Consider the following 19,442-nt stretch of genomic DNA (forward strand, 5'->3'; position numbering starts at 1 on the left):
GCGACACTATGAAAATCATTCACCTCGCCAACCACGCGCAGACCATCGGCAACGGCATCGTCAACGTCATGGTCGATCTTGCGTGCATGCAGGCGCGCGCCGGTCATGACGTCACCGTGGCCTCGGGCGGCGGCGGCTTCGAAGCGTTGCTCGCGCGTCATGGTGTGCGTCATGTGCTGCTGCCGCAAGCGCCGCGGCCGTCGCGTCTGCCGACAATGGTGGCCGGCTTCAACCGGCTCGTCGCGCAGATCGATCCCGACGTCGTGCACGCGCACATGATGACCGGCGCGCTCATCGCGCGGTTTGGCGTGTTGCGCAGGCGCTTCGTCCTCGTGACGACGGTGCATAACGAATTCCAGAAAAGCGCTTCGCTGATGCGTGTGGGCGATCGCGTGGTGGCCGTGAGCGAGGCCGTGGCGGTTGCGATGGAGCGGCGCGGCGTGTCGCGCGCGCGGCTTGCGGTCGTGCGTAATGGCACGATCGGCACACCGCGTCTCGCCGATCAGGCCGTGCCCGATACGCCGCGACTCGCGCATCCGTCTATCGTCACCGTGGCAGGCATGTATGAACGCAAAGGCATCCGCGACCTGTTGCACGCGTTCGCGCAATTGCGCGAACGTGTGCCGGCGGCGGTGCTTTATCTGGTAGGCGAAGGTCCCGATCGCGCGGCAATGGAAGCGCTCGCCGCGGAACTCGGGGTGACGCAGCAGGTGCGTTTCGAGGGCTTCGTGGCCGATCCGCGCGCGTATCTCGCGCAGGCCGATGTGTTCGTGCTGGCCTCGCACAACGAGCCCGCGGGACTCGTGCTGTGCGAAGCGCGGGAGACGGGTCGGGCGATTGTCGCGACGCGCGTGGGCGGCATTCCCGAGATGCTCGACGGCGGCGCGGCCGGCGTGCTCGTGCCGCCGCACGACCCGGCCGCGTTGGCCGAGGCGTTCGGCATGCTGCTGAACGACGCGGCTTCGCATGCGGCGCTTTCCGCGCGCGCGCGACAGAACCTGGATGCGTTCAGCGTGCAGCAGGTCAGCGATGGTTATCTCGCCGTTTATGAACGCACGCTGGCGAGTTGCCGGCCGCGGCGGTTCGCCAGCATGGCGAATGGGAGGATGCCGGCGCCTTCGATTGCAGTGGGGGAGAACGTGACGCGGTCGACTTCGGTGTGAAGTGACGCGGTGGTGCGGGGAGTGATTGGGTGCCGTCCTGTTAAGAAACTGGACGGCGTTTTTGAATGCACTTCACAAAAATAGAGAAAGCAGGCCGTGCGGCCCTATCAACCCCAAACCTTACTCCCCGCCAGCACCACCCGATCCCACGCCCCATAAACCACCGCCCGCAACTCGCTCGACCCATGCAGCGACATCCCCAGATTCGCTACGGCAAGCAGTAACGCCATCGTGCCCAGTATCGGCAGCGCGCTGATCGAATCCGCGAGCGCGAGCGCCACGCAAAGAAACACGAGGTGGGCCAGCATGTTGCGCACGATCGACCACACATGCAGGCGCGAGAAATACAGCAGCACGCTGTAGTCGCCCAGCGCTTTGAGCACGACCACCACGCCCGCACCCATGATGCCGTACCAGTGAATGCCGGCCCATAACGCGCCGACGAACAGCGGCAGTTGCAGCCAGCTCACACCGGCGACGAGCGCGGGATTGGTCTGCGCCTGGATCAGGATGCCGAGAATGCTCGACTGTCCGCCGAGCCAGACGCCGAGTACGAGCACGCCGGCCACGGGCGCGGCCGCCGCGACAGTCGCGCCGAGCCACAAGGTGAGGAACGGTTTGAGCGCGAACAGCGCGACGATCACGCAAGGTGTGAACGCGCCGTTCAGAAACGCGAGTGAGCGGTGCGCCAGCGCGTCGGCGTCGGCGCGTGACACGGCGGAGAGGCGAGGGAAAAGTGTCCGCACCATCGCGACGGGCAGCAGGTTGAGTCGCGTGACGAGGTTCTGCGGCGCGGCATAGTACGTCACGTAGCGTGCGCCCATCAACGCGCCGATCAGCACGCGGTCGAGCGTCGAGGCAATCATGCCGGCACCGGAGAAGAGCAGCATCCAGCGTCCGTAGCGAAACAGTTCGGCCATCAGACGCCACTCGGGCATCAGCATGCGTCGTACGCCGATTGCGCGAAACGCGGCAGCACCCAGCATGACACCAGCCACGAGTCGTGCCACCACGGCTGCCGGAATCACCACCGCGAGCGACGGCGAGAAGCAGAAGATCGCCGCGAGCGGCAGCAATTGAAAGAGCGCGGTGCCGAGCGTCTGGTTGATGTTGAAGCTGGCGAAGCGTTCGACGCCGTTGATCGCGCCCGCGAATACCCACGAGACGTTGGCGATCGGCACGGCCACGGCGATCCACGGCAGGCTCGCCATCACTTCGCGCTGGAACGCGGGCTCGACCGTCACGCCGTGCGTGATGTAGATGAACGTCCCGAGATACACCAGCAGGCCGCCCACGATTCCGGTGCCGAGATTCATGAACCACGCACTCCAGAAGATGCGTTCGATCGAATCGTCGTTGGCGGCGCGTGCTTTGGAAATCTGGTTTTCGGTGGCGAGGCTGGTGCCAAGATCGAGCACGCTGAAGTAGCCGATCAACGTCCAGACGAGGTTGATGACGCCGTAGCGTTCCACGCCCATCAGATGGATGTAGGCGGGCACGGTGACCAGGGAAACGAAAGTCGGAGCGATGGCTCCCGCAAAATTGATGACGATGTTCTTGACGATACTTCTTTCCATGGTACGCGTTCCGCCGGGTGAATAAGGCAAGGGTGAAGGTCATCTTGAACGCTGTCGGTGCGCAGCCGCACTTTGAACTCGCGAGCGGGCACGACGGCGTGGGCCCGTCGTTAGTCCGGATATTGCATGAGTCCGCGAGACGCCAGTGTGTGTACGCGAACAGATTTTCGCGTCGCGTCGCGATTAAATGCTGGTCATACGTGTGTTCGACACGATCACGCTCGACATGAACGGCGCCGCCTGGAGCGCAACGCCGCGTGGGGAAAACAATATGCTTGACTCGTGCCCGGGGTGGGGTACGGCGTCGCACGCAGCCAACTGCGAGGGTAGACCATGACACCTGTCGTCTTCGGCGACTGTTTTGGCTGGCTGCATGCTGCTGCCGGTGATCGGGGCGCGGTGCGGGGCGTAGTGCTGTGCAGTCCGTTCGGTTACGACGCGCTTTGCACGCATCGCGGCTGGCGCAACCTGGCCGGGCGCATCGCCGCAGCGGGCATGCCGGTGCTGCGTTTCGATTATCCGGGCACGGGCGATTCGGCCGCCAGCGAAGAAGATCCGCGGCGCGTCGAAGCCTGGCTCGAAAGCATCGTCGCGGCAACGCGTTATCTGCGCGAGCGCACCGGCGTGACGAGCGTATCGCTGGTCGGTTTGCGGCTGGGCGCGACGCTCGCCGCGCTGGCTGCGCAAAGGCTCGGCGACGTCGAATCGCTCGTGCTGCTGGCGCCGGCTATCAGCGGGCGCAATTATCTGCGCGAGTTGCGTGCCCATCGGCAAAGCTGGATGAGCACGCCGGCGGGCATGAACGCGGACCCGATCGCCGATCCTGATAACTACGTCGAAGCATTCGGCTTCGGCCTGCATGGCGGCGACGTCGCGCGGGTCGGCGAGATCGACCTGTGCCGCGACACCGACGCGCCCGCGCAGCGCGTGCTGCTGCTCGATTCGGGCGATCGCCATCGCGTGTCGGCATTGACCGAACGTTACGCGTCGCACGGTGTGCGTGTGGAGCGCGACGGATTCGACGAGAAAGACCGTTTCATGATCGAGGCGCTGTACAGCGAAGAACCGGTCGCGGCATTTGCGCGCGTGACGCAATGGCTCGCCGAGGGCGCGCCCGACATGGCGAATGCGGGCGACGGCAGCGCGACTCAAACGCCAGCGCAAACTCAAACGCAAGCCTTCGACGCGCCCGCACTCGAACTGGAACATGCCATCGAAAGTCCAGTGGTATTCGGCAACTACTTCGGCGTCTATTGCGAACCTCGTCAAGCCGCCAATGCCAACGCCGCGTCCATACCGGCGGTTCTGTTCTGCAACACGGGCGCGAGTCATCACATCGGCGACGGCCGTATTTTCGTTCTCTTCGCGCGGCGTCTTGCGGCGCTCGGCATCGCTTCGTTGCGCATGGACCTGGGCGGCCTCGGCGATGCCACGCCGCAGGCACGCAGCATCACGCTCGACACGATCTACTCCGACACCTCGTGCCGCGACGCCACGGCCGGCGTGGACTGGCTCGTCGCGCAAGGTCATGCGCGCGTCGCGATGTTCGGCGTATGCGGCGGCGCGTTCGTCGCGCTGCACGCCTCGCTGCTGCATCCCAACCTGGTCGCGGGCTTCGGTGTGAATCTGCAGAAGTTCGTCTGGGACGGCGCGTCGCGCGAGCCGGGCGCGCAGGAATTCGCGGCGACCAAGGTCTACTGGCGCGCGGCGCTCACACCCGAAAAATGGTCGCGTGCCTTGCGTGGACGCAGCCACCCGCTGCGGATCGCGCGAGTGGTCGGCAGGCGCTTGGTGCGACGCAGCTGGCTCGCCGGCGCACGCTGGGTCGAGCAACGCACCGGCTGGCAACTCACGCATAACGCGGCCCGTGACGTGGTTCACGCGCTGCACGCGAAAGGCGTCCACATGCGGCTCGTGTACGGCGAGTTCGACGTCGGCCTCGACGAGGCGCGCGGCCAACTCGGCGCGCGGCTCGGCGCATTGCTGCGCTATCCGCGCGTCCGCGCGCTGACCTTGCCGAAGCTCGACCACGCGCTGTTCACCCAGCCTGCGCGCGAAGCGGTGATGGCCGACGCGCAAAACTGGCTGTTCACCGAGGTGATGCGCGCGACGCCTCCCGTGCCGGCGACCAGCGACAGCACGAACGGCAGCGCCGGCCATGTCGGCGGCACGCAGGACGCTATGCCGATCGCGCTTCACGAGTTGTTCCCGAATCCACCTTCGACGGTGCAAACGGGCGATGCCGCGCTTTCCTGACCATGCACCCGCCCGAACGACTGACCCAGTGGCTTGAATCAAGGGCATGACGCGCGGCGATCCCGCGCGCAATCAGCCTGAACCTTTCCGGATATACGCATATGAACCGCATCGTAGAACCAGGTCATCCGCTTACCGCTCGTGACGCCGCAGCCGGTACGTCCACCCGTTTGTCCGTCCAGCCGGTGGTTCTGGCGGGCGGCTCCGGCACGCGTCTGTGGCCGCTCTCGCGCGAACGGGCGCCGAAACAGCTGATCGGTCTGATGGGCGACGAATCGCTGCTCGAAGCCACGCTGAGCAGGCTCGACGCCGCGCTCGGCGCCGCACTCGCCGCCGCGCCCGGTAGCGTCGCCTCGCACCCGCAGGCGGCGTCTCAAGCGCGTCTCGCGCCGGACGTGGCCGCGCCGTTGCTGGTGTGCGGCGAAGCGCTGCGGCTGCAAACGCGCGCCTGTCTCGAACAGAGCGGACGCGCAGTGCGGATGGTGCTCGAACCCGTCGCACGCAACACCGCACCGGCGCTGACGGTGGCGGCCATGGCGGCGCGGGCGGCCGCGCCGGAGGGCGACGACCCGATCATCGTCGCGTTGCCGGCGGATCATCTGATCGCCGATCACGCAGCCTTCGCGCGGGCGTTGGAGGAAGCGCTGGAGCACGCGTCGCGAGGCGCGATCGTCACGCTGGGCGTGCCGCCGCAGCGCGCCGAAACCGGCTACGGCTACATCCGGACGGGAATCGCGCTGGGTACGCAGGGCGCGCGCGTGATCGAGCGTTTCGTCGAAAAACCCGATACCGAGCTTGCGCGTCACTATGTGGAGTCGGGCGAGTACTGGTGGAACAGCGGCATGTTCGTGGTGCGCGCCTCGGTGTGGCTCGCGGCGATCGAGCTCTGCCGTCCGGAGATTGCCGCGGCCTGCGCAAACGCCTTCGAACAGTCTTCCGTCGACGGCGACGGCGCGCTGCATCTGGCGCACGAGGCCTTTGCCGGTTGTCCGTCCGATTCGATCGACTACGCGGTGATGGAGCGCGTCGCGACCGATGCGCGACTGATCGGCGTCGCGGTGCCGCTGGTGGCGGGATGGTCGGACGTCGGCGCGTGGGACTCGGTGTGGGAAGCGTCGGACAAGGACGCCGATGGCAACGTCGCGCGCGGCCGCGTGATGTTCGACGGCTCGACCGACAGCTTCGCGCATTCGGAAGGGCGTCTCGTGGCGTGCGTGGGCGTGAGCGGCGTGGTGGTGGTCGAAACCGCCGATGCCGTGCTGGTCGCCGCGAAAGACCGCGTGCAGGACGTCAAGGCGATCGTGAGCCGTCTGAAGGCGGGACAGGACAGCGAGGCGCAGGACCATCGGAAGGTGGGCCGTCCGTGGGGCTTCTACGATTCGATCGAGCGCGGCGAGCGCTTCCAGGTGAAGCGGATCGTCGTGAAGCCGGGTGCGCGTCTGTCGTTGCAGATGCATCACCATCGCGCCGAGCACTGGATCGTGGTGCGCGGCACGGCGCTCGTCACGCGCGGCGACGCGAGCTTCCTGCTATCGGAGAACGAATCGACCTACATCCCGCTCGGCGTCACGCATCGGCTCGAAAATCCGGGCAAGACGCCGCTCGAAATCATCGAGGTGCAATCGGGCGGTTATCTGGGCGAAGACGACATCGTGCGACTGGACGACCAGTACGGTCGCGAGCAGGGCAAGGCGGGCGCCTGAAGCCGTCCGGAATGGCGTGGGCGCGGCGTATGGGCGCGTCCAGTTTCATTCCGCCCGCGCTCGCGCCAGGCTCAGTCGATTTCCGCCTGTTCCGATCCGCCGCCGCGTTGCGTTCAGACAAATTCGTCCGCTACGTGCGTCTTCGCACGATGCAAATTTTGCAACGCAGGCACGCTTGGGACGCAAGCTTAAGGCTCGTCGACGTATGCGGCGTTACACGAACGAAACAATTCTTCAGAGGGATAACCCTGTTAGGAAGTCTCCCAACTGGCGCATCTCGTTCGAAGCTAGCAACGTATCGTGAAAGTCGACTACGCATACATTAAACGACACATGAGGGCCGCTTGATCAACAGGCTACGCGGGGGAAACACCGCTTCGGGGAGAGTGTCAAATGGAACAGGCAAACAAGGATCGATCGCTGGTGAGCAAAGTCATGGACGGGCTCGTGACCGGCATCGTGGAAGAGAAATACGGCGCCATCCTGCCACCGCAGGATGTGCTGTCGAAAGAGTTCGACGTCAGCCGCACCGTCATGCGCGAGGCGCTGTCGATGCTGCTCGCCCGCGACATGCTGGACGTGCGGCCGAAAATCGGCACGCGCATCCGGCCGATGAGCGACTGGCGCATGATCGACGAAGACGTCGTGAACTGGCGTTTTCGCGCGAAACCCGATCCGCTGTTTCTGCGTGATGTGATCGAGTTCCGCATCCTGATCGAACCGCGCGCGTCGGCGCAGGCGGCGGCACGCGGCAGCGCGGCCGACGTCGCGGCGATCCGCGAGGCCTTCGAGGCGTTTCGCGTGATCCGCCCGAACGAGGCGGGTTATCAGGAAGCGGACGAGCTGTTTCATACCCGCATCGTGGTGGCGAGCGGCAACCAGTTTTTCAAGCAGATGGCGGCGATCATTCGCGGCGCGCTCTCGACCGTCAATCCGATCGTGCCGAAGGAAGGCCTGTGGGAAGCCGCGGTGAGTTCGCATCTGCGGGTGGTCGAAGCGATCGAGCGGCGCGATCCGAAAGAAGCGGAAATCGCGTCGCTGGCGATGATCGACTACACGGCGGAAGAAATCGGCGGCAATTTTTCCGCGGAGCCGCCGTCGCGTTGAGTTCTTTCGTGCAGGACCCTGCATGACAGGGCAGGCTGGATAGGTCGCAAACGCCTCGCGCAGCGGCGGGCGGTGTGCGCGACAATAGCGCCTGTTCTGAACTGCACGGACTCGCACGATCGATGACCATTGCCAAGGAAGTTGCCCCGGCGCAAGACGCTGTGATTCGCTGGGGAATCGTCGGGACGGGCCGCATCGCCCGTCGTTTTGCTCAAGGACTTGCCCACGTGCCGCACGCGCGCCTGAGCGCACTGTGGTCGCGCCGCGCCGAACCGGCCGCGGCGTTCGCCGGCGAATTCGGCGGCGAGGCCTGCGCGAGCTTCGACGCGCTGCTCGCGAGCGGCATCGACGCACTCTATATCGCCACGGTGCAGGACAGTCACGCCGACTACGCGATTGCCGCGCTGCAAGCCGGCCTGCACGTGCTGTGCGAAAAACCCGCCACCATCAACCGCGCGCAACTCGAGCGTGTGCTCGACGCCGCGCGCCGCGCCAACCGCCTCTTCATGGAGGCGATGAAGCCGCCGTTCTATCCGCTCTACGTCAAATTGCGCGCGCATCTCGCGGCCGAACCGGTCGGCGAGATCGGTCTGGTGCGCGCGGGCTGCTCGGTGCCGGGCGTGCCGGACGATCACCCGTCGCTGTCGTTCGACCATGCGGGCGGCGCGCTGCTCGATATCGGCATCTATGAAATGTTTCTCGCCGTCGACTGGCTCGGTGCGCCGCGTGAAGTGCAGACGCTCGGGCGGCTCGGGCCGACGGGCGTCGATACGTTCGCGAGTCTGAACAGTCTGCATGAGCGCGGCATCGCGCAACTCTTTTGCGGGCTCGATCTGCACGGCAAGGGTGACGCGCTGCTGATGGGCACGCGCGGACACGTGACGATTCACGAGCCCTGGTGGAATCCGTCGCGCGCGACAGTGCGTTATGCCGACGGCCGCGTCGTCGAACTCGACGCGCCATTCGAAGGCGGCGGCCTGAACTACGAAACCGCGCACTTTTGCGAGCTGATCCGCGCGGGCGAGCTGGAAAGCCCGCTCATGCCGCACAGCAAATCGTTGCAGATGATCGAGATGGCCGACGCGGCGCGCGCGGCGCTCGGGCTGAAGTTCGCGGGCGAATAGGAGAGCGGGCGTTCGCGCCCGTTGCAGGATCGCGGCGGGCTGGCTGCCCGAACACGAAGCGGGGCCGGTGGTAGGATTTGCCAGGGCTCGGGCGTCGGCTGAACATCACGCGCCGGCTCACTGCTTTCGACTACCTTCCACCGGAGCTGCCCATCATGCGCATGCTGGCAAAACTGTGGCGCGACAATAAAAGTCTCGTCGCGTTTCTCTTCCTGATGGTGCTGTTCCGCAGCGCCGTGGCCGACTGGAACGTCGTGCCGAGCGGCTCGATGCTGCCCACCATCCGCGAAGGCGATCGTATTTTCGTCGACAAGATGGCCTACGATCTGCGCGTGCCGCTCACGCATATCGCCATCGCGCATCTGCACGATCCGCGGCGCGGCGACATCGTCACGATCGATTCTTCCGCGGCACATGAGTTGATGGTCAAGCGGCTGATCGGTTTGCCCGGCGACCGCGTGGCGATGCGCGACAACGTGCTGTACGTGAACGGCGTGCGCGCGGATTACCAGCCGCTCGCGCTGGCGCCGCTGCCGGGCGACGCCACTTCGGCCGGCGACTATCTGACCGAACGCTTCGACGGCGTCGCGCATACCGTGCGCCTGTCGCCGGATGCGCCGAGTCCGCGCAACTCGTTCGGGCCGGTGACCGTGCCGCCGGGCGAGTATCTGATGCTCGGCGACAATCGCGACGACAGCGCCGATTCGCGTTATTTCGGCTTTTTTCCGCGCAAGGAGTTGATGGGCCGCACGCGTCGCGTGGCGTTTTCTCTGGATCCGGATCACTTCTACAAGCCGCGCTTCGAGCGCTTCGGCGCGGCGCTCGATAGCGCTTCGCTCGACCGGCAGACTCCGCGATAAAGCCACGTTAAAGCTGCGATAAAGCCGCGGTAAAGCGTGAGGACTCAGGCGGCGCTGCGATCAGTGCCGCCTCTGCCGCCTTAGTGCCGCGCCGGCAGCGCGAGACGCCGTTCGTACCAGCGCTGCACCCATTCGAGCAACTGGCACAGCACCCAGTAGACCGCGGCGGCGGCGAGATACAGCGGCAAAGGCTGGTACGTCGACGCGATCATTTCCTGCGCGCTGCGCAGCAGTTCCGTCACGGTGATGACCGACACCAGCGAGGTGTCCTTGATCAGACTGATGAGACTGTTCGACAGACTCGGCACGGCGATGCGCAAGGCCTGCGGCGCGATGACGTAGCGCAGCGTCTGACGGCGCGACAGGCCGAGGCTATAGGCGGCGAGCCACTGTCCGTCATGAATGCCGAGAATCGCACCGCGCATGCTTTCCGACAGATACGCCGCCACGTTCGCCGACAGGGCGATCACGCCGGCCGGCGTCGGGTCGAGCGAAATGCCGAGACTCGGCAGCCCGTAATAAATCACGAAAATCTGCACCAGCAGCGGCGTGCCGCGGAACACGCTGACGTACACGCGCGCGATCCAGTTCAGCACACGGTTGTGGCTGACGCCCATGACCGCGAGCACGGCGCCGGCGATCAGGCCGAAAATCATCGACAGAACCGCGAACTTGACCGTCAGGAGTGCGCCCTGTGCGAGCACAGGAAGCGATTCAACGAGCAGGGAAGTGGTGGACATGAGCGAGGAGTCGGTTGGCGTGCAGAGCGCACATCATAAAGGGCGACGGCCGGGCGAGCGCGCGGCTCGTCGTTGCCGCGCAGGCGACGCTGCAAAAGCGAAGGGCGGCATCTCGTCGATGCCGCCCTTGGGCGAACGCAGCGCGTCTTACTTGATCGGCTTGCTGACGTCGATGCCGAACCACTTGTCCGAGATCTTCGTGAACGTGCCGTCGGCTTCGAGTTGCGTCATGGCGTCGGAGATTGCCTTGGCGAACTTCGGATTACCCTTTTTGAACGGAATGCCCGACGGGTTGCCCGCGCCCAGCGTCGCGCCCGTGCGCAGCGGCAATTGCGAGTTCTTCATCAGATACGCGAGCATCAGACGGTCGTTGAGCGCCGCGTCCAGACGGTTGGACGCCAGGTCGCGCAGATATTCGGGCGCGCCCGGGTAGGTCTTGACGTCGATGCCCGGCACCGACTTCGCCATGTCCATGTAGTTCGTGCCGAGACCGACGCCGAGCTTCTTGCCCTTCAGGTCTTCGAGCGATTTGAACTCACGCGTGTCGTCCTTGCGCTGGATCAGCTGCGCGGCGGAATACGTGTAAGCGGGCGAAAAGTCGAGCGCCTGCTTGCGGGCGTCCGTAATGCCGACCTGATTCACGATCACGTCGAACTTGCCCGCTTGCAGACCGGCGATGATGCCGCTCCACTCGGTCGTGACGAATTCCGGCTTGACACCGAGTTTGGCGGCGACCGCGCGGGCGATGTCGACGTCGTAGCCGACCAGTTCGCCCGACGGCGCTTTCGAGTTGAACGGCGGGAAGGTGCCTTCCAGACCGATGCGCAGCGTGCCGCGTTGCTTGACCTGATCGAGCAGGTCGTCGGCGTGGGCGGCGACGGCGGTGAACGACGCGCCGATCAGACCGGCGACGAGCATCTTTTTCAACAAGCCAAATTTCATCCTCTTCCTTTTGTACGGCTGACGTTTTAACAGACGAAAGTCTAACAAACAGACTATCGAAGTTTAAATACGGTTTGTTTATGTCTATATGCGAAGCGCATCAGGCGGCGCGACGGCGCGCCAAAAGCGCTTGGGATGGAGGCGGCGAGGTCCGAAGAAATGTCGGGTAGCAAGGGCGACGAGGGACGCCCCGAGCGCGGTTTCGCCGACGCCTGCGTGGGCCGCAGGCGTCGGCGCCTTCGACTCAGCGCAGCGCCTGCGCGCACTCGGCGATCAACGCCGGTCCGCGATAGATGAAGCCGGTGTAGAGCTGCACCAGCGACGCACCGGCCGCCAGCTTGGCGCGCGCGTCTTCGCCCGAGAAAATGCCGCCGACGCCGATGATCGGCACCGTGTCGCCCACTTCGGCGCGCAGCTTGCGGATCACTTCGTTCGACGCGTCGAACACCGGCTTGCCGGACAGGCCGCCGGCTTCGTCGCCGTATTGCATGCCGGTGACCGCCGTGCGCGACAAGGTGGTGTTGGTGGCGATCACGCCTTCGAAGCGGTGACGCAGCAGCGTGTCGCCGATCGACTTGATCTGCTCGTCGTCGAGGTCCGGCGCGATTTTCAGTGCGAGCGGCACCAGTTTGCCGTGCAGATCGGCCAGACGCTGCTGCTTGTCTTTCAGCGCGGCGAGCAGGGCGTCGAGTTCGCCCGCGCCTTGCAGCTGGCGCAGGTTCTTGGTGTTCGGCGAGGAAATATTGACCGTGACGTAGCTCGCGAACGGATACACGCGCTCGAGACAGTAGAGATAGTCTTCGGCGGCGCGCTCGATCGGCGTGTCGGCGTTCTTGCCGATGTTCAGGCCGAGAATGCCGCGATAGCGCGCGGCCTGGACGTTCTTGACGAACTGGTCGACGCCCGCGTTGTTAAAGCCCATCCGGTTGATGATCGCGTTGGCTTGCGGCAGGCGGAACATGCGCGGCCGCGGATTGCCCGGTTGCGCGCGCGGCGTGACCGTCCCCACTTCGATGAATCCGAAACCCTGCGCGGCCAGCCCGTCGATCGCGGCGCCGTCCTTGTCGAGGCCGGCGGCAAGGCCGACCGGATTGCGGAACGTCAGCCCCATCACGGTGCGCGGCGCGTCCGGCACACGCGGCGCGAGCGCGCCCGCGAGGCCGGTGCGGCCGGCGGCGCCGAGCATGCGCAGTGTCAGGTGGTGAGCGTCTTCCGCGTCCATGCGAAAGAGTTGGGCGCGTATGAGCGGATAGAGGGAACTGAACACGGGACGAAGCCGGGCGGCCGAAAAATGGGAACCCGTCATTTTACCGGCTTTGAGGCTTTAATGAGACCAATTGGCGCAAGCGTACAGCGCCCGGCCGACGAAACTCCGGCGCGCCGCGTGCCGCGCGTTTTTGCTAGCGCAACGGTCCGCGCCGGCCCTGCATCGCCAGATCGACGGGCGGCAGGCCGAAAGTGTCGGGATCGAGCACCCGCCAGGCGCCTTCGATCAAACCTTCGAGCGGCCGGAAATTGGCCTTGTACGCCATTTTCGGGCTCTCGCGAATCCAGTAGCCGAGATACACGTACGGCAGCTTGAGGCTGCGTGCCTGTTCGATCTGCCAGTAGATGTTGTAGGTGCCGAAGCTGCTGTGCGGCAGATCCGGTTCGAAGAAGGTGTAGACGGAAGAAAGGCCGTCGCCGAGGATGTCGATCATCGAGATCATGCGCAGAATGCCCGGCGCTTCCGGGTGATTCGGCAACGGCTCGCGAAACTCCACGAGCCGCGAGTTGATGCGGCTCTGCAGGAGAAACTGTTCGTACTGGTCGCGGCTGTCGCGGTCCATGCCGCCGCCCGCGTGGCGCGCCGACTGGTAGCGCATATAGAGCGCGTAGTGCTCTTCGTCGTAGTGCAGCGGCGCGACCGTGGCGATCAGTTCGCCGTGCTTTTTCCACACGCGGCGCTGGGTGCGGTTCGGCATGAACTGGTCGACCGGCACGCGCACCGGCACGCAGGCGCGGCAGCCGTCGCAATACGGGCGGTAGGTGAACACGCCCGAGCGCCGGAAACCGGACTTGACGAGGTCGGTGTAGACGTCGGAATTGATGAGATGACTGGGCGTGGCGACCTGCGAGCGCGCGATGCGGCCGTCCAGATAGCTGCAGGGATAGGGCGCCGTTGCATAGAATTGCAGCGCGGAAAGCGGAGAAAGAGGCAGCTCGTTGGGATGAGTCACGTTGGCAGCTCTCGAAGCGTCTCTGGTAATGCAAACCCGGCGCCTTGCGGTGACCTACCGCGGCTCGTGATCCGCGGCTCGGTGGGCGACGGATCCGGATTCGGCCTGATTGTCCTACGCCGCCGGCGCGACGACATCGAGCAATACGGTCTTGTCGAAACTCCATGGAATGGACGGAGCGTCGACCGACGCGCGAACATGCGCGATGAATGTCTTGCGCGGTATCTCGCGCCCGCCAAGCGACGCCAGATGCGACGTGTTCTGCTGGCAGTCTATCATTTCTATTTTGTGACGTCGCAAGTGTCCGACAAGCGCGGCCAGCGCCATTTTCGACGCGTCGGTGACCTCCGCGAACATCGACTCGCCGAAGAACATGCGGCCGAACGCGACGCCGTACAAACCGCCCACGCGCTTGCCCTCGAACCATGTTTCGATGCTGTGGGCGTCGCCCATGCGATGCAGCGACGAATACGCTTCCACCACGTCCGCGGTGATCCACGTGCCGCGCTGGCCGTGGCGCGGCGCCTGCGCGCAGGAACGCATCACGGCGGCGAAATCGTGATCGACGCGAATTTCCCACGCGTCGTCGCGCAGCACGCGTTTGAGCGTTTTGCGCAACGAGGGCGAGAGTTTGAATTCGGCGGGGCGCAGGACCATGCGCGGATCGGGGCTCCACCACAGCACGGGCTGGCCGTCCGAATACCACGGGAAGATGCCGCGCCGGTAGGCGTCGATCAGCCGTGACGGCAGCAGGTCGGCGCTCGCGGCGAGCAGACCCGGCGCGCCGCTGGCGGCGCCAAGCGCGCGCTCGACCGGCGGAAACGGTTCGTCAGCTCCGAGCCAGGGAACCATGCGCGCCGCTCAACCTTCGCGCAGCGAGCGGAAGATGTCGCCCGTGTGCAGGCCGTAGCTGCCGGCGGCGCGGTCGGCGAAAAAGAAGCGCAGCGTCTGGCCGACGGTCGGGAAAGCGATGTCGTCCCAGGGGATTTCGTGCTCTTCGAAAAGCTTCACTTCGAGGCTTTCTTCGCCGGCGGCGATGTCGAGATCGAGCAGACGCGCCATGTAGAACAGATGCACCTGATGCACGTGCGGCACGTTGAGCAGCGAAAACAGGCTCTGCACCTCGACGCGCGCGCCGGCTTCCTCCAGCGTTTCGCGCGACGCGGCTTCGGCCGTCGTTTCGCCCATTTCCATGAAGCCTGCCGGCAGCGTCCAGTAGCCGTAGCGCGGTTCGATCGCGCGGCGGCACAGCAGCACCTTGTCGTCCCAGACCGGGACGGTGCCGACCACGTTGCGCGGATTCTGATAGTGCACCGTACCGCAACTGCCGCATACGAAGCGCTCGCGGTTGTCGCCCGGCGGAATGCTCAAGCTGACGCCGTGGCCGCAGACAGAACAGAATTTCATAGGAAGGGGACGAGAAAGAGTGATAGGAGTTTATCACCGGGGAACGACTTTGCTGAGAGGCGCCGAAGCGGCCGGGCAAAGGCGGGCAGCGCGCTCGCATCGGGCGCGCGATTGCGGCTGGATTGGCGGTCGATTTGCAGTAAAGAGGCGAGGCCGGTTAGTTTGGATTGCCAAATGATTCCGACGTGCTGCATGCGGGCAGCGCGGCTATCTGCGCGCGCTGTGCAATGACGCCAAGCAATCTGAAGATTGGTGACGAAGCGCGGAGCCGGCTTCGAAAAAAGCGCGCGTGGAAAACAAAAAAGGCCTGCCGGTTGGGCAAGCCTTCAATGTTTTTCGACGTTTCGAACCTAAGCAGTGATGCTTGGTTGCGGGGGTAGGATTTGAACCTACGACCTTCGGGTTATGAGCCCGACGAGCTGCCAGACTGCTCCACCCCGCGTCCGTCGAAGAAAAGATTATAGGATAGATTTCACGACGATGCAATAGCTGTTTAAAAAACGCTTACGGCGAGTCGCGACGCGCTTAGCGGGTGTCGCGTGTCGCAAGGTTCCCGCAAGGGGCTGCGCTAGAATCGGAATCCCTTCGCGGTGCCGGTCGGCGAACCGTCATGCGCTAGAACGTGCGCACGAACGCAAGCGGCGCCGCGCACTATCCCTTCATCTCTACCGAACTGAATTCCATGGATATCGATCACGATCTGCAGGTAATGACCGCTCAGGAAAAAGCGCTAGTGTTTCCGCATTTCGACGCCGACCGCGCCTGGCAGATCGGCGCCTATCTGCACGAAGTGGCCAAGGCTCGCGGCATCGCGGCCGCGATCGACGTGCGCACGTTCGGCCAGCCGCTGTTCTTCAGCCTGCTGCCGGGCGCGACGCCCGACAACGTCGATTGGGCGCGCCGCAAAGGCAACACGGTCGCGCATTTCCGTTGCAGCTCGTACGCGGTGGGTCTGAAATTGAAGCAGGCGAACAGCACGCTCGCCGAACGCCACGGCCTGCCGGTGTCGGAATACGCATCGCATGGCGGCGCGTTTCCGCTGAGCGTGGCGGGCGCCGGCGTAATCGGCTCGATTACGGTATCCGGCTTGCCGCAGCGCGCGGATCACGAACTGGTGGTCGAAGCACTGTGCGCGCATCTCGGCCTCGACTACGCCGCGCTCGCGCTGGCGAAGGTCTGACGCGATGCGCGTGCCACCTTATGCCTTGCTCGCCATCGCCATCGTCGCCGAAGTGATCGCGACTTCCGCGATGCGCGCCTCCGAAGGTTTTTCGCGCTTTTTGCCGGCGGCCGTCGTGGTGGTGGGCTACGGCATCGCGTTCTACTGCCTGTCGCTCACGCTCAAGACGATTCCCGTGGGCATCGTCTATGCCGTGTGGTCCGGCGCGGGCATCGTGCTCATCACGCTGGTCGCCGTGGTGATGTACCGCCAGGTGCCGGACTTGCCCGCCATCATCGGGCTCGGGCTGATCATTGCCGGCGTGGCGGTGCTGAACATGTTTTCGAAGATGCAGGCGCATTGATCCCGCATCCCCACGTTCACCGGCCGCGCCCGCGTATTACTTGCAGCGCACGATCATCGAGCGGTTTTTCACGTTCGCCGACACGACGTTCGTGACGCTGCCGCCCGCGGTGCCGCCTTCGTCGTTGTCTTTCGACACGATGTCGTAGCCGGTCGCGCCGCACGCCTTACCCGCTTGCACGTAGCACGAAGCCCAGCTGGACGCGGCGTCGGCGCCGCTGCAATTCACCGCGAAGCCGGTCTGGCCGTTCGGCAGATTGATCAGCGAGGTGGTGTTCGATGAGGCGCAACCGCTCAGGCTCGCGCCGAGCAGCACGACGGCAGGCAGAACGGCGGCGAGCGCGGCGGCGAGCGGCGTTCTGCGCACGAGAGCAAGCGCCATGCGGCTCGGGTGAAGACGGGCGAGGCGGCGCGATTGCGTCATCTGATACATCGTGATGTTTCCTTTCAAATTGAGTGTGATGCGTCGCCCAGCCTAAGGCGTTTCGATCGTGATGCCCGCCGCGCTGACCTGCTTGCGGCTTTCCGTACCTGCTACGGTGGCGGCGTCTTCCCAGATGCTGATGGCTTTGGGCACGTCGATGCCATGGCTTTCGGCGTAGGCAAACCACTTGTTGGCCGCATCGGGCTCGGGCAATTCGTGGTTCTGTACAAAATATTTTCCCATATCGCGCTCGCTGGTCTCAAAAAGGCGTTCTTGCAATAGCACGGATCGTGCCGATGCATGGTTCGACACGCGCGGTGCTCACAAGTGCAATCGTGCCGGTGGATCGGCGCAATCGCCCGGTGACAGGCTCGACGACAAACGCATCGGGCGGCTGGATCCGTGGCCCGACCCGGCGCCTCGGCCGACGGCGCGCATCGAGAACTTATCCGCGCGCGAGGCGCCTTACTCACTATCGGCCTGCAGGCGAAGTCGTTCGCATGCGCGTAAGCTTTTTGCGCGGCGCACATTCAATTCCACGAAAACATCGCGACGCATCGCGAAGAGGAGAAACACCATGGCCGAACGGGTCAGCGGTCCTTATCGGGGCTATTACATCAGCGCGGCAGCGCGTCTCGTGCCGACGGCCGAGACGCACGTGGGCGGTACCTACGTCGGCTCGGTGAGTCTGGCCGAACACGGCCCGGACGATCCGCGCCGGATGGAAACCCTGATCGATCTCGGCGACGAGCAGCGTTTCGGCAGCGAAGACGACGCGCTGAGTTTCGTCGAACAGGCGGCGCGCGATTACGTGGACCGTCTGCTGGGAGGTAAGTGATGGCGCGCAAGGACGCCGGGGAGGGCGGCGCGGCACGCTGGACCAGCGCCGAGCCGCGCGAGTACCATATCGACGTTGCGCCCGGCCGGTCACTGCTGGCCGGCACCCGTCCGATCTCGGACCCTTCTGATGAGGCGACCATGGAAATCCGGTTTCCCGCGGACGCGCCTGCTTACCGCGACTCGAACCTGACCGTCGTTTTTCCCGCGCTCGTCGACGGTGAGCGCGTGCCGTGCGCGATCTCGGTCGAAGCGCTCGAAGATCATTTCGGCGCGTATTCCGAAGACCTCGAAGGCTGGTTGCGCGCATTCGACGCCGGCCGCCCGCGCATCGAAGCCGTGGCGCGCGAACATCTGCAAATCAGCAACGGCACACCGGTTCTGCTCAAGAGCGGACACTTTCCGCCGGGCAATATCGCCGGTCAGGTTTAAGCGCTCGCCGTGCCGCCGCTTCAGGCGGCTTTCACCTTGTCGTTTTCGCGCGCGCCGGCGGCTTGCCGGGCGGCCTCGTACGCCTGGCGAATGCCGCTTTCGTACGACGTTTTTGCAATCGGGCCGATCAGCGTGGTCAACGCGGTGTCGTCCATCACGACCGGTTCCGTCATCAGGTAATTCATTTCGACCATTTCGCGCATCAACGGGTTGAAGAGACCGAGCACGCGCAACAGGGTCTTGCCGGCCACCATCAACTGCGGCGCGCGGCCCGCCAGTGCATAGGCCTCACGGGCCACTTCGCGCTGCGTAATCGTGCCGGGACCGGCGAGATGCCACCAGCGGCCATATGCTTGCGGTGTACGCGTGAGTTGCTCGATCACCGGGCCGATATCCGGCAGAAAAATGAACTCGTGCGGCACGTCGATCGGCCCGATCATCTGCGCGCGCTTGCCTTGGGCGGCCGCTTCGAATACGCCGTTCAAAAGGCTGCGCTCGATGCCGGGACCGTAGAAATCGGGCAGGCGCAACACCAGCGTGGACAAGCCCTGACGGCCATGCGCCGCCAGCACGAGATTTTCCTGCGCGAGTCGCATCTTCCCTTTGAACGTGTGCGGCTCTCGGGGATGGTTTTCCGTGATCGGATTGCTTTGCGCGCGGCCGTACGGATATACCGTGCCGACCAGAATGAAACGCTCGACACCCGCTTCGGTGACGCCGGCGAGCGTGCGCTCCATGAGCGGCGGATGGGCGGCGAACTGATCGTAGGGCACGCCGACCAGATAGATGACGGTTTGCAGTCCTTGGGCCGCCGCGGCGATGGACGCGACGTCGTCCGGATTCCACGTCACGATCTCGGCGTGCGGGTCGTGGCCGAACGCGGCTTCGAGCGCCGCAGCCGAGCGGCCGACCACGCGGTAGTCGCGTCCGGCCGCGCTGAGCGCCGCCGCGATGATCCGTCCGGACGCGCCGGCAGCGCCGAACAATCCCACTTTTCCTGTGCTTTCCATGACGACTCCTCGTGACGGCGCGATGGCCGCTACCACTTGAACTGATTGAAGAAAATTTAATGAACACCGTTCAGTAAACAGTGTTCAGTTTAATTTGACTTTTCAGTTTGTCAACCCGA

General features: G+C 64.8%; 20 protein-coding genes and 1 tRNA gene. 10 read left to right on the forward strand and 11 right to left on the reverse strand.

What is annotated here, in order from left to right; translation table 11 throughout:
- The first annotated feature begins 8 nt into the window (after positions 1 to 8).
- A complete protein-coding gene (locus tag P3T18_RS18400) occupies positions 9 to 1,163 on the forward strand; it encodes a glycosyltransferase family 4 protein (protein ID WP_429301388.1) in 1,155 nt (384 codons plus the stop codon).
- Positions 1,164 to 1,270: 107 nt separating this feature from the next.
- Here P3T18_RS18400 and P3T18_RS18405 read toward each other — a convergent pair whose 3' ends face one another.
- Positions 1,271 to 2,740: an oligosaccharide flippase family protein gene (locus tag P3T18_RS18405; protein WP_429301389.1), complete on the reverse strand. Its 1,470-nt coding sequence runs from the start codon at positions 2,738 to 2,740 to the stop codon at positions 1,271 to 1,273.
- Positions 2,741 to 3,073: 333 nt separating this feature from the next.
- On the opposite strand from P3T18_RS18405, the gene P3T18_RS18410 reads away from it, so the two are divergent.
- The 5 genes from P3T18_RS18410 (at position 3,074) to lepB (ending at position 9,790) form a co-directional block, all read left to right on the forward strand.
- The gene (locus P3T18_RS18410; protein ID WP_429301390.1) at positions 3,074 to 4,996 is read left to right on the forward strand and encodes an alpha/beta hydrolase family protein; all 1,923 of its coding nucleotides are present in this window, start codon (positions 3,074 to 3,076) and stop codon (positions 4,994 to 4,996) included.
- Positions 4,997 to 5,097: 101 nt separating this feature from the next.
- Positions 5,098 to 6,699 carry a mannose-1-phosphate guanylyltransferase/mannose-6-phosphate isomerase gene (locus P3T18_RS18415; RefSeq protein WP_429301391.1) on the forward strand — a complete coding sequence of 534 codons (1,602 nt, stop codon included), beginning with the start codon at positions 5,098 to 5,100 and terminating at the stop codon, positions 6,697 to 6,699.
- A 393-nt stretch (positions 6,700 to 7,092) separates the two neighbouring features.
- A complete protein-coding gene (locus tag P3T18_RS18420; RefSeq protein ID WP_429301392.1) occupies positions 7,093 to 7,806 on the forward strand; it encodes a FadR/GntR family transcriptional regulator in 714 nt (237 codons plus the stop codon).
- Positions 7,807 to 7,928: 122 nt separating this feature from the next.
- A complete protein-coding gene (locus P3T18_RS18425; protein WP_429301393.1) occupies positions 7,929 to 8,930 on the forward strand; it encodes a Gfo/Idh/MocA family protein in 1,002 nt (333 codons plus the stop codon).
- Positions 8,931 to 9,085: 155 nt separating this feature from the next.
- Complete coding sequence (lepB, locus tag P3T18_RS18430; protein WP_429301394.1) at positions 9,086 to 9,790, forward strand: signal peptidase I; 705 nt, start codon at positions 9,086 to 9,088, stop codon at positions 9,788 to 9,790.
- A gap of 80 nt (positions 9,791 to 9,870) precedes the next feature.
- Here lepB and P3T18_RS18435 read toward each other — a convergent pair whose 3' ends face one another.
- The 7 genes from P3T18_RS18435 to P3T18_RS18465 all read right to left on the reverse strand — a co-directional run bounded on the left by P3T18_RS18435 (position 9,871) and on the right by P3T18_RS18465 (position 15,540).
- Positions 9,871 to 10,530 carry an amino acid ABC transporter permease gene (locus P3T18_RS18435; RefSeq protein ID WP_429301395.1) on the reverse strand — a complete coding sequence of 220 codons (660 nt, stop codon included), beginning with the start codon at positions 10,528 to 10,530 and terminating at the stop codon, positions 9,871 to 9,873.
- 147 nt (positions 10,531 to 10,677) lie between these two features.
- Complete coding sequence (locus tag P3T18_RS18440; protein ID WP_429301396.1) at positions 10,678 to 11,472, reverse strand: cystine ABC transporter substrate-binding protein; 795 nt, start codon at positions 11,470 to 11,472, stop codon at positions 10,678 to 10,680.
- A gap of 244 nt (positions 11,473 to 11,716) precedes the next feature.
- Positions 11,717 to 12,778 carry a quinone-dependent dihydroorotate dehydrogenase gene (locus tag P3T18_RS18445; RefSeq protein ID WP_429301397.1) on the reverse strand — a complete coding sequence of 354 codons (1,062 nt, stop codon included), beginning with the start codon at positions 12,776 to 12,778 and terminating at the stop codon, positions 11,717 to 11,719.
- A 94-nt stretch (positions 12,779 to 12,872) separates the two neighbouring features.
- Positions 12,873 to 13,691, reverse strand: a complete 819-nt coding sequence (locus P3T18_RS18450; RefSeq protein ID WP_429301398.1) for an arginyltransferase — start codon at positions 13,689 to 13,691, stop codon at positions 12,873 to 12,875.
- A gap of 114 nt (positions 13,692 to 13,805) precedes the next feature.
- Positions 13,806 to 14,543, reverse strand: coding sequence for a leucyl/phenylalanyl-tRNA--protein transferase (aat, locus tag P3T18_RS18455; protein WP_429301399.1), 738 nt, complete (start codon positions 14,541 to 14,543; stop codon positions 13,806 to 13,808).
- Positions 14,544 to 14,552: 9 nt separating this feature from the next.
- On the reverse strand, positions 14,553 to 15,098 hold the full coding sequence (locus tag P3T18_RS18460; RefSeq protein WP_429301400.1) for an NUDIX hydrolase: 546 nt from the start codon (positions 15,096 to 15,098) through the stop codon (positions 14,553 to 14,555).
- Between the two features lie 365 nt (positions 15,099 to 15,463).
- A tRNA-Met gene (locus P3T18_RS18465) sits at positions 15,464 to 15,540 on the reverse strand.
- Between the two features lie 240 nt (positions 15,541 to 15,780).
- Here P3T18_RS18465 and P3T18_RS18470 point away from each other — a divergent pair.
- Together P3T18_RS18470 and P3T18_RS18475 are read left to right on the forward strand one after the other, a co-directional pair.
- Positions 15,781 to 16,278 carry a heme-degrading domain-containing protein gene (locus P3T18_RS18470; protein ID WP_429301594.1) on the forward strand — a complete coding sequence of 166 codons (498 nt, stop codon included), beginning with the start codon at positions 15,781 to 15,783 and terminating at the stop codon, positions 16,276 to 16,278.
- A gap of 10 nt (positions 16,279 to 16,288) precedes the next feature.
- Positions 16,289 to 16,621, forward strand: coding sequence for a DMT family transporter (locus tag P3T18_RS18475; protein WP_429301595.1), 333 nt, complete (start codon positions 16,289 to 16,291; stop codon positions 16,619 to 16,621).
- A 36-nt stretch (positions 16,622 to 16,657) separates the two neighbouring features.
- On the opposite strand, the gene P3T18_RS18480 is transcribed toward P3T18_RS18475, so the two are convergent.
- Complete coding sequence (locus tag P3T18_RS18480) at positions 16,658 to 17,053, reverse strand: hypothetical protein (RefSeq protein ID WP_429301401.1); 396 nt, start codon at positions 17,051 to 17,053, stop codon at positions 16,658 to 16,660.
- A gap of 42 nt (positions 17,054 to 17,095) precedes the next feature.
- On the reverse strand, positions 17,096 to 17,287 hold the full coding sequence (locus tag P3T18_RS18485; RefSeq protein ID WP_429301402.1) for a hypothetical protein: 192 nt from the start codon (positions 17,285 to 17,287) through the stop codon (positions 17,096 to 17,098).
- A 334-nt stretch (positions 17,288 to 17,621) separates the two neighbouring features.
- Between P3T18_RS18485 and P3T18_RS18490 the strand changes: the two genes are divergently transcribed.
- Together P3T18_RS18490 and P3T18_RS18495 are read left to right on the forward strand one after the other, a co-directional pair.
- A complete protein-coding gene (locus P3T18_RS18490; protein WP_429301403.1) occupies positions 17,622 to 17,882 on the forward strand; it encodes a hypothetical protein in 261 nt (86 codons plus the stop codon).
- Complete coding sequence (locus tag P3T18_RS18495; RefSeq protein ID WP_429301404.1) at positions 17,882 to 18,313, forward strand: DUF1488 domain-containing protein; 432 nt, start codon at positions 17,882 to 17,884, stop codon at positions 18,311 to 18,313. The genes P3T18_RS18490 and P3T18_RS18495 overlap by 1 nt, the downstream gene beginning before the upstream one ends.
- 20 nt (positions 18,314 to 18,333) lie before the next feature.
- Here the strand turns inward: P3T18_RS18495 and P3T18_RS18500 are convergent, their stop codons facing one another.
- Entirely contained in the window at positions 18,334 to 19,323 is a 990-nt protein-coding gene (locus P3T18_RS18500) for an NAD-dependent epimerase/dehydratase family protein (RefSeq protein ID WP_429301405.1), read from the reverse strand.
- Positions 19,324 to 19,442 lie beyond the last annotated feature (119 nt).

Source organism: Paraburkholderia sp. GAS199 (assembly GCF_050436585.1).
Classification (GTDB): Bacteria; Pseudomonadota; Gammaproteobacteria; order Burkholderiales; family Burkholderiaceae; genus Paraburkholderia.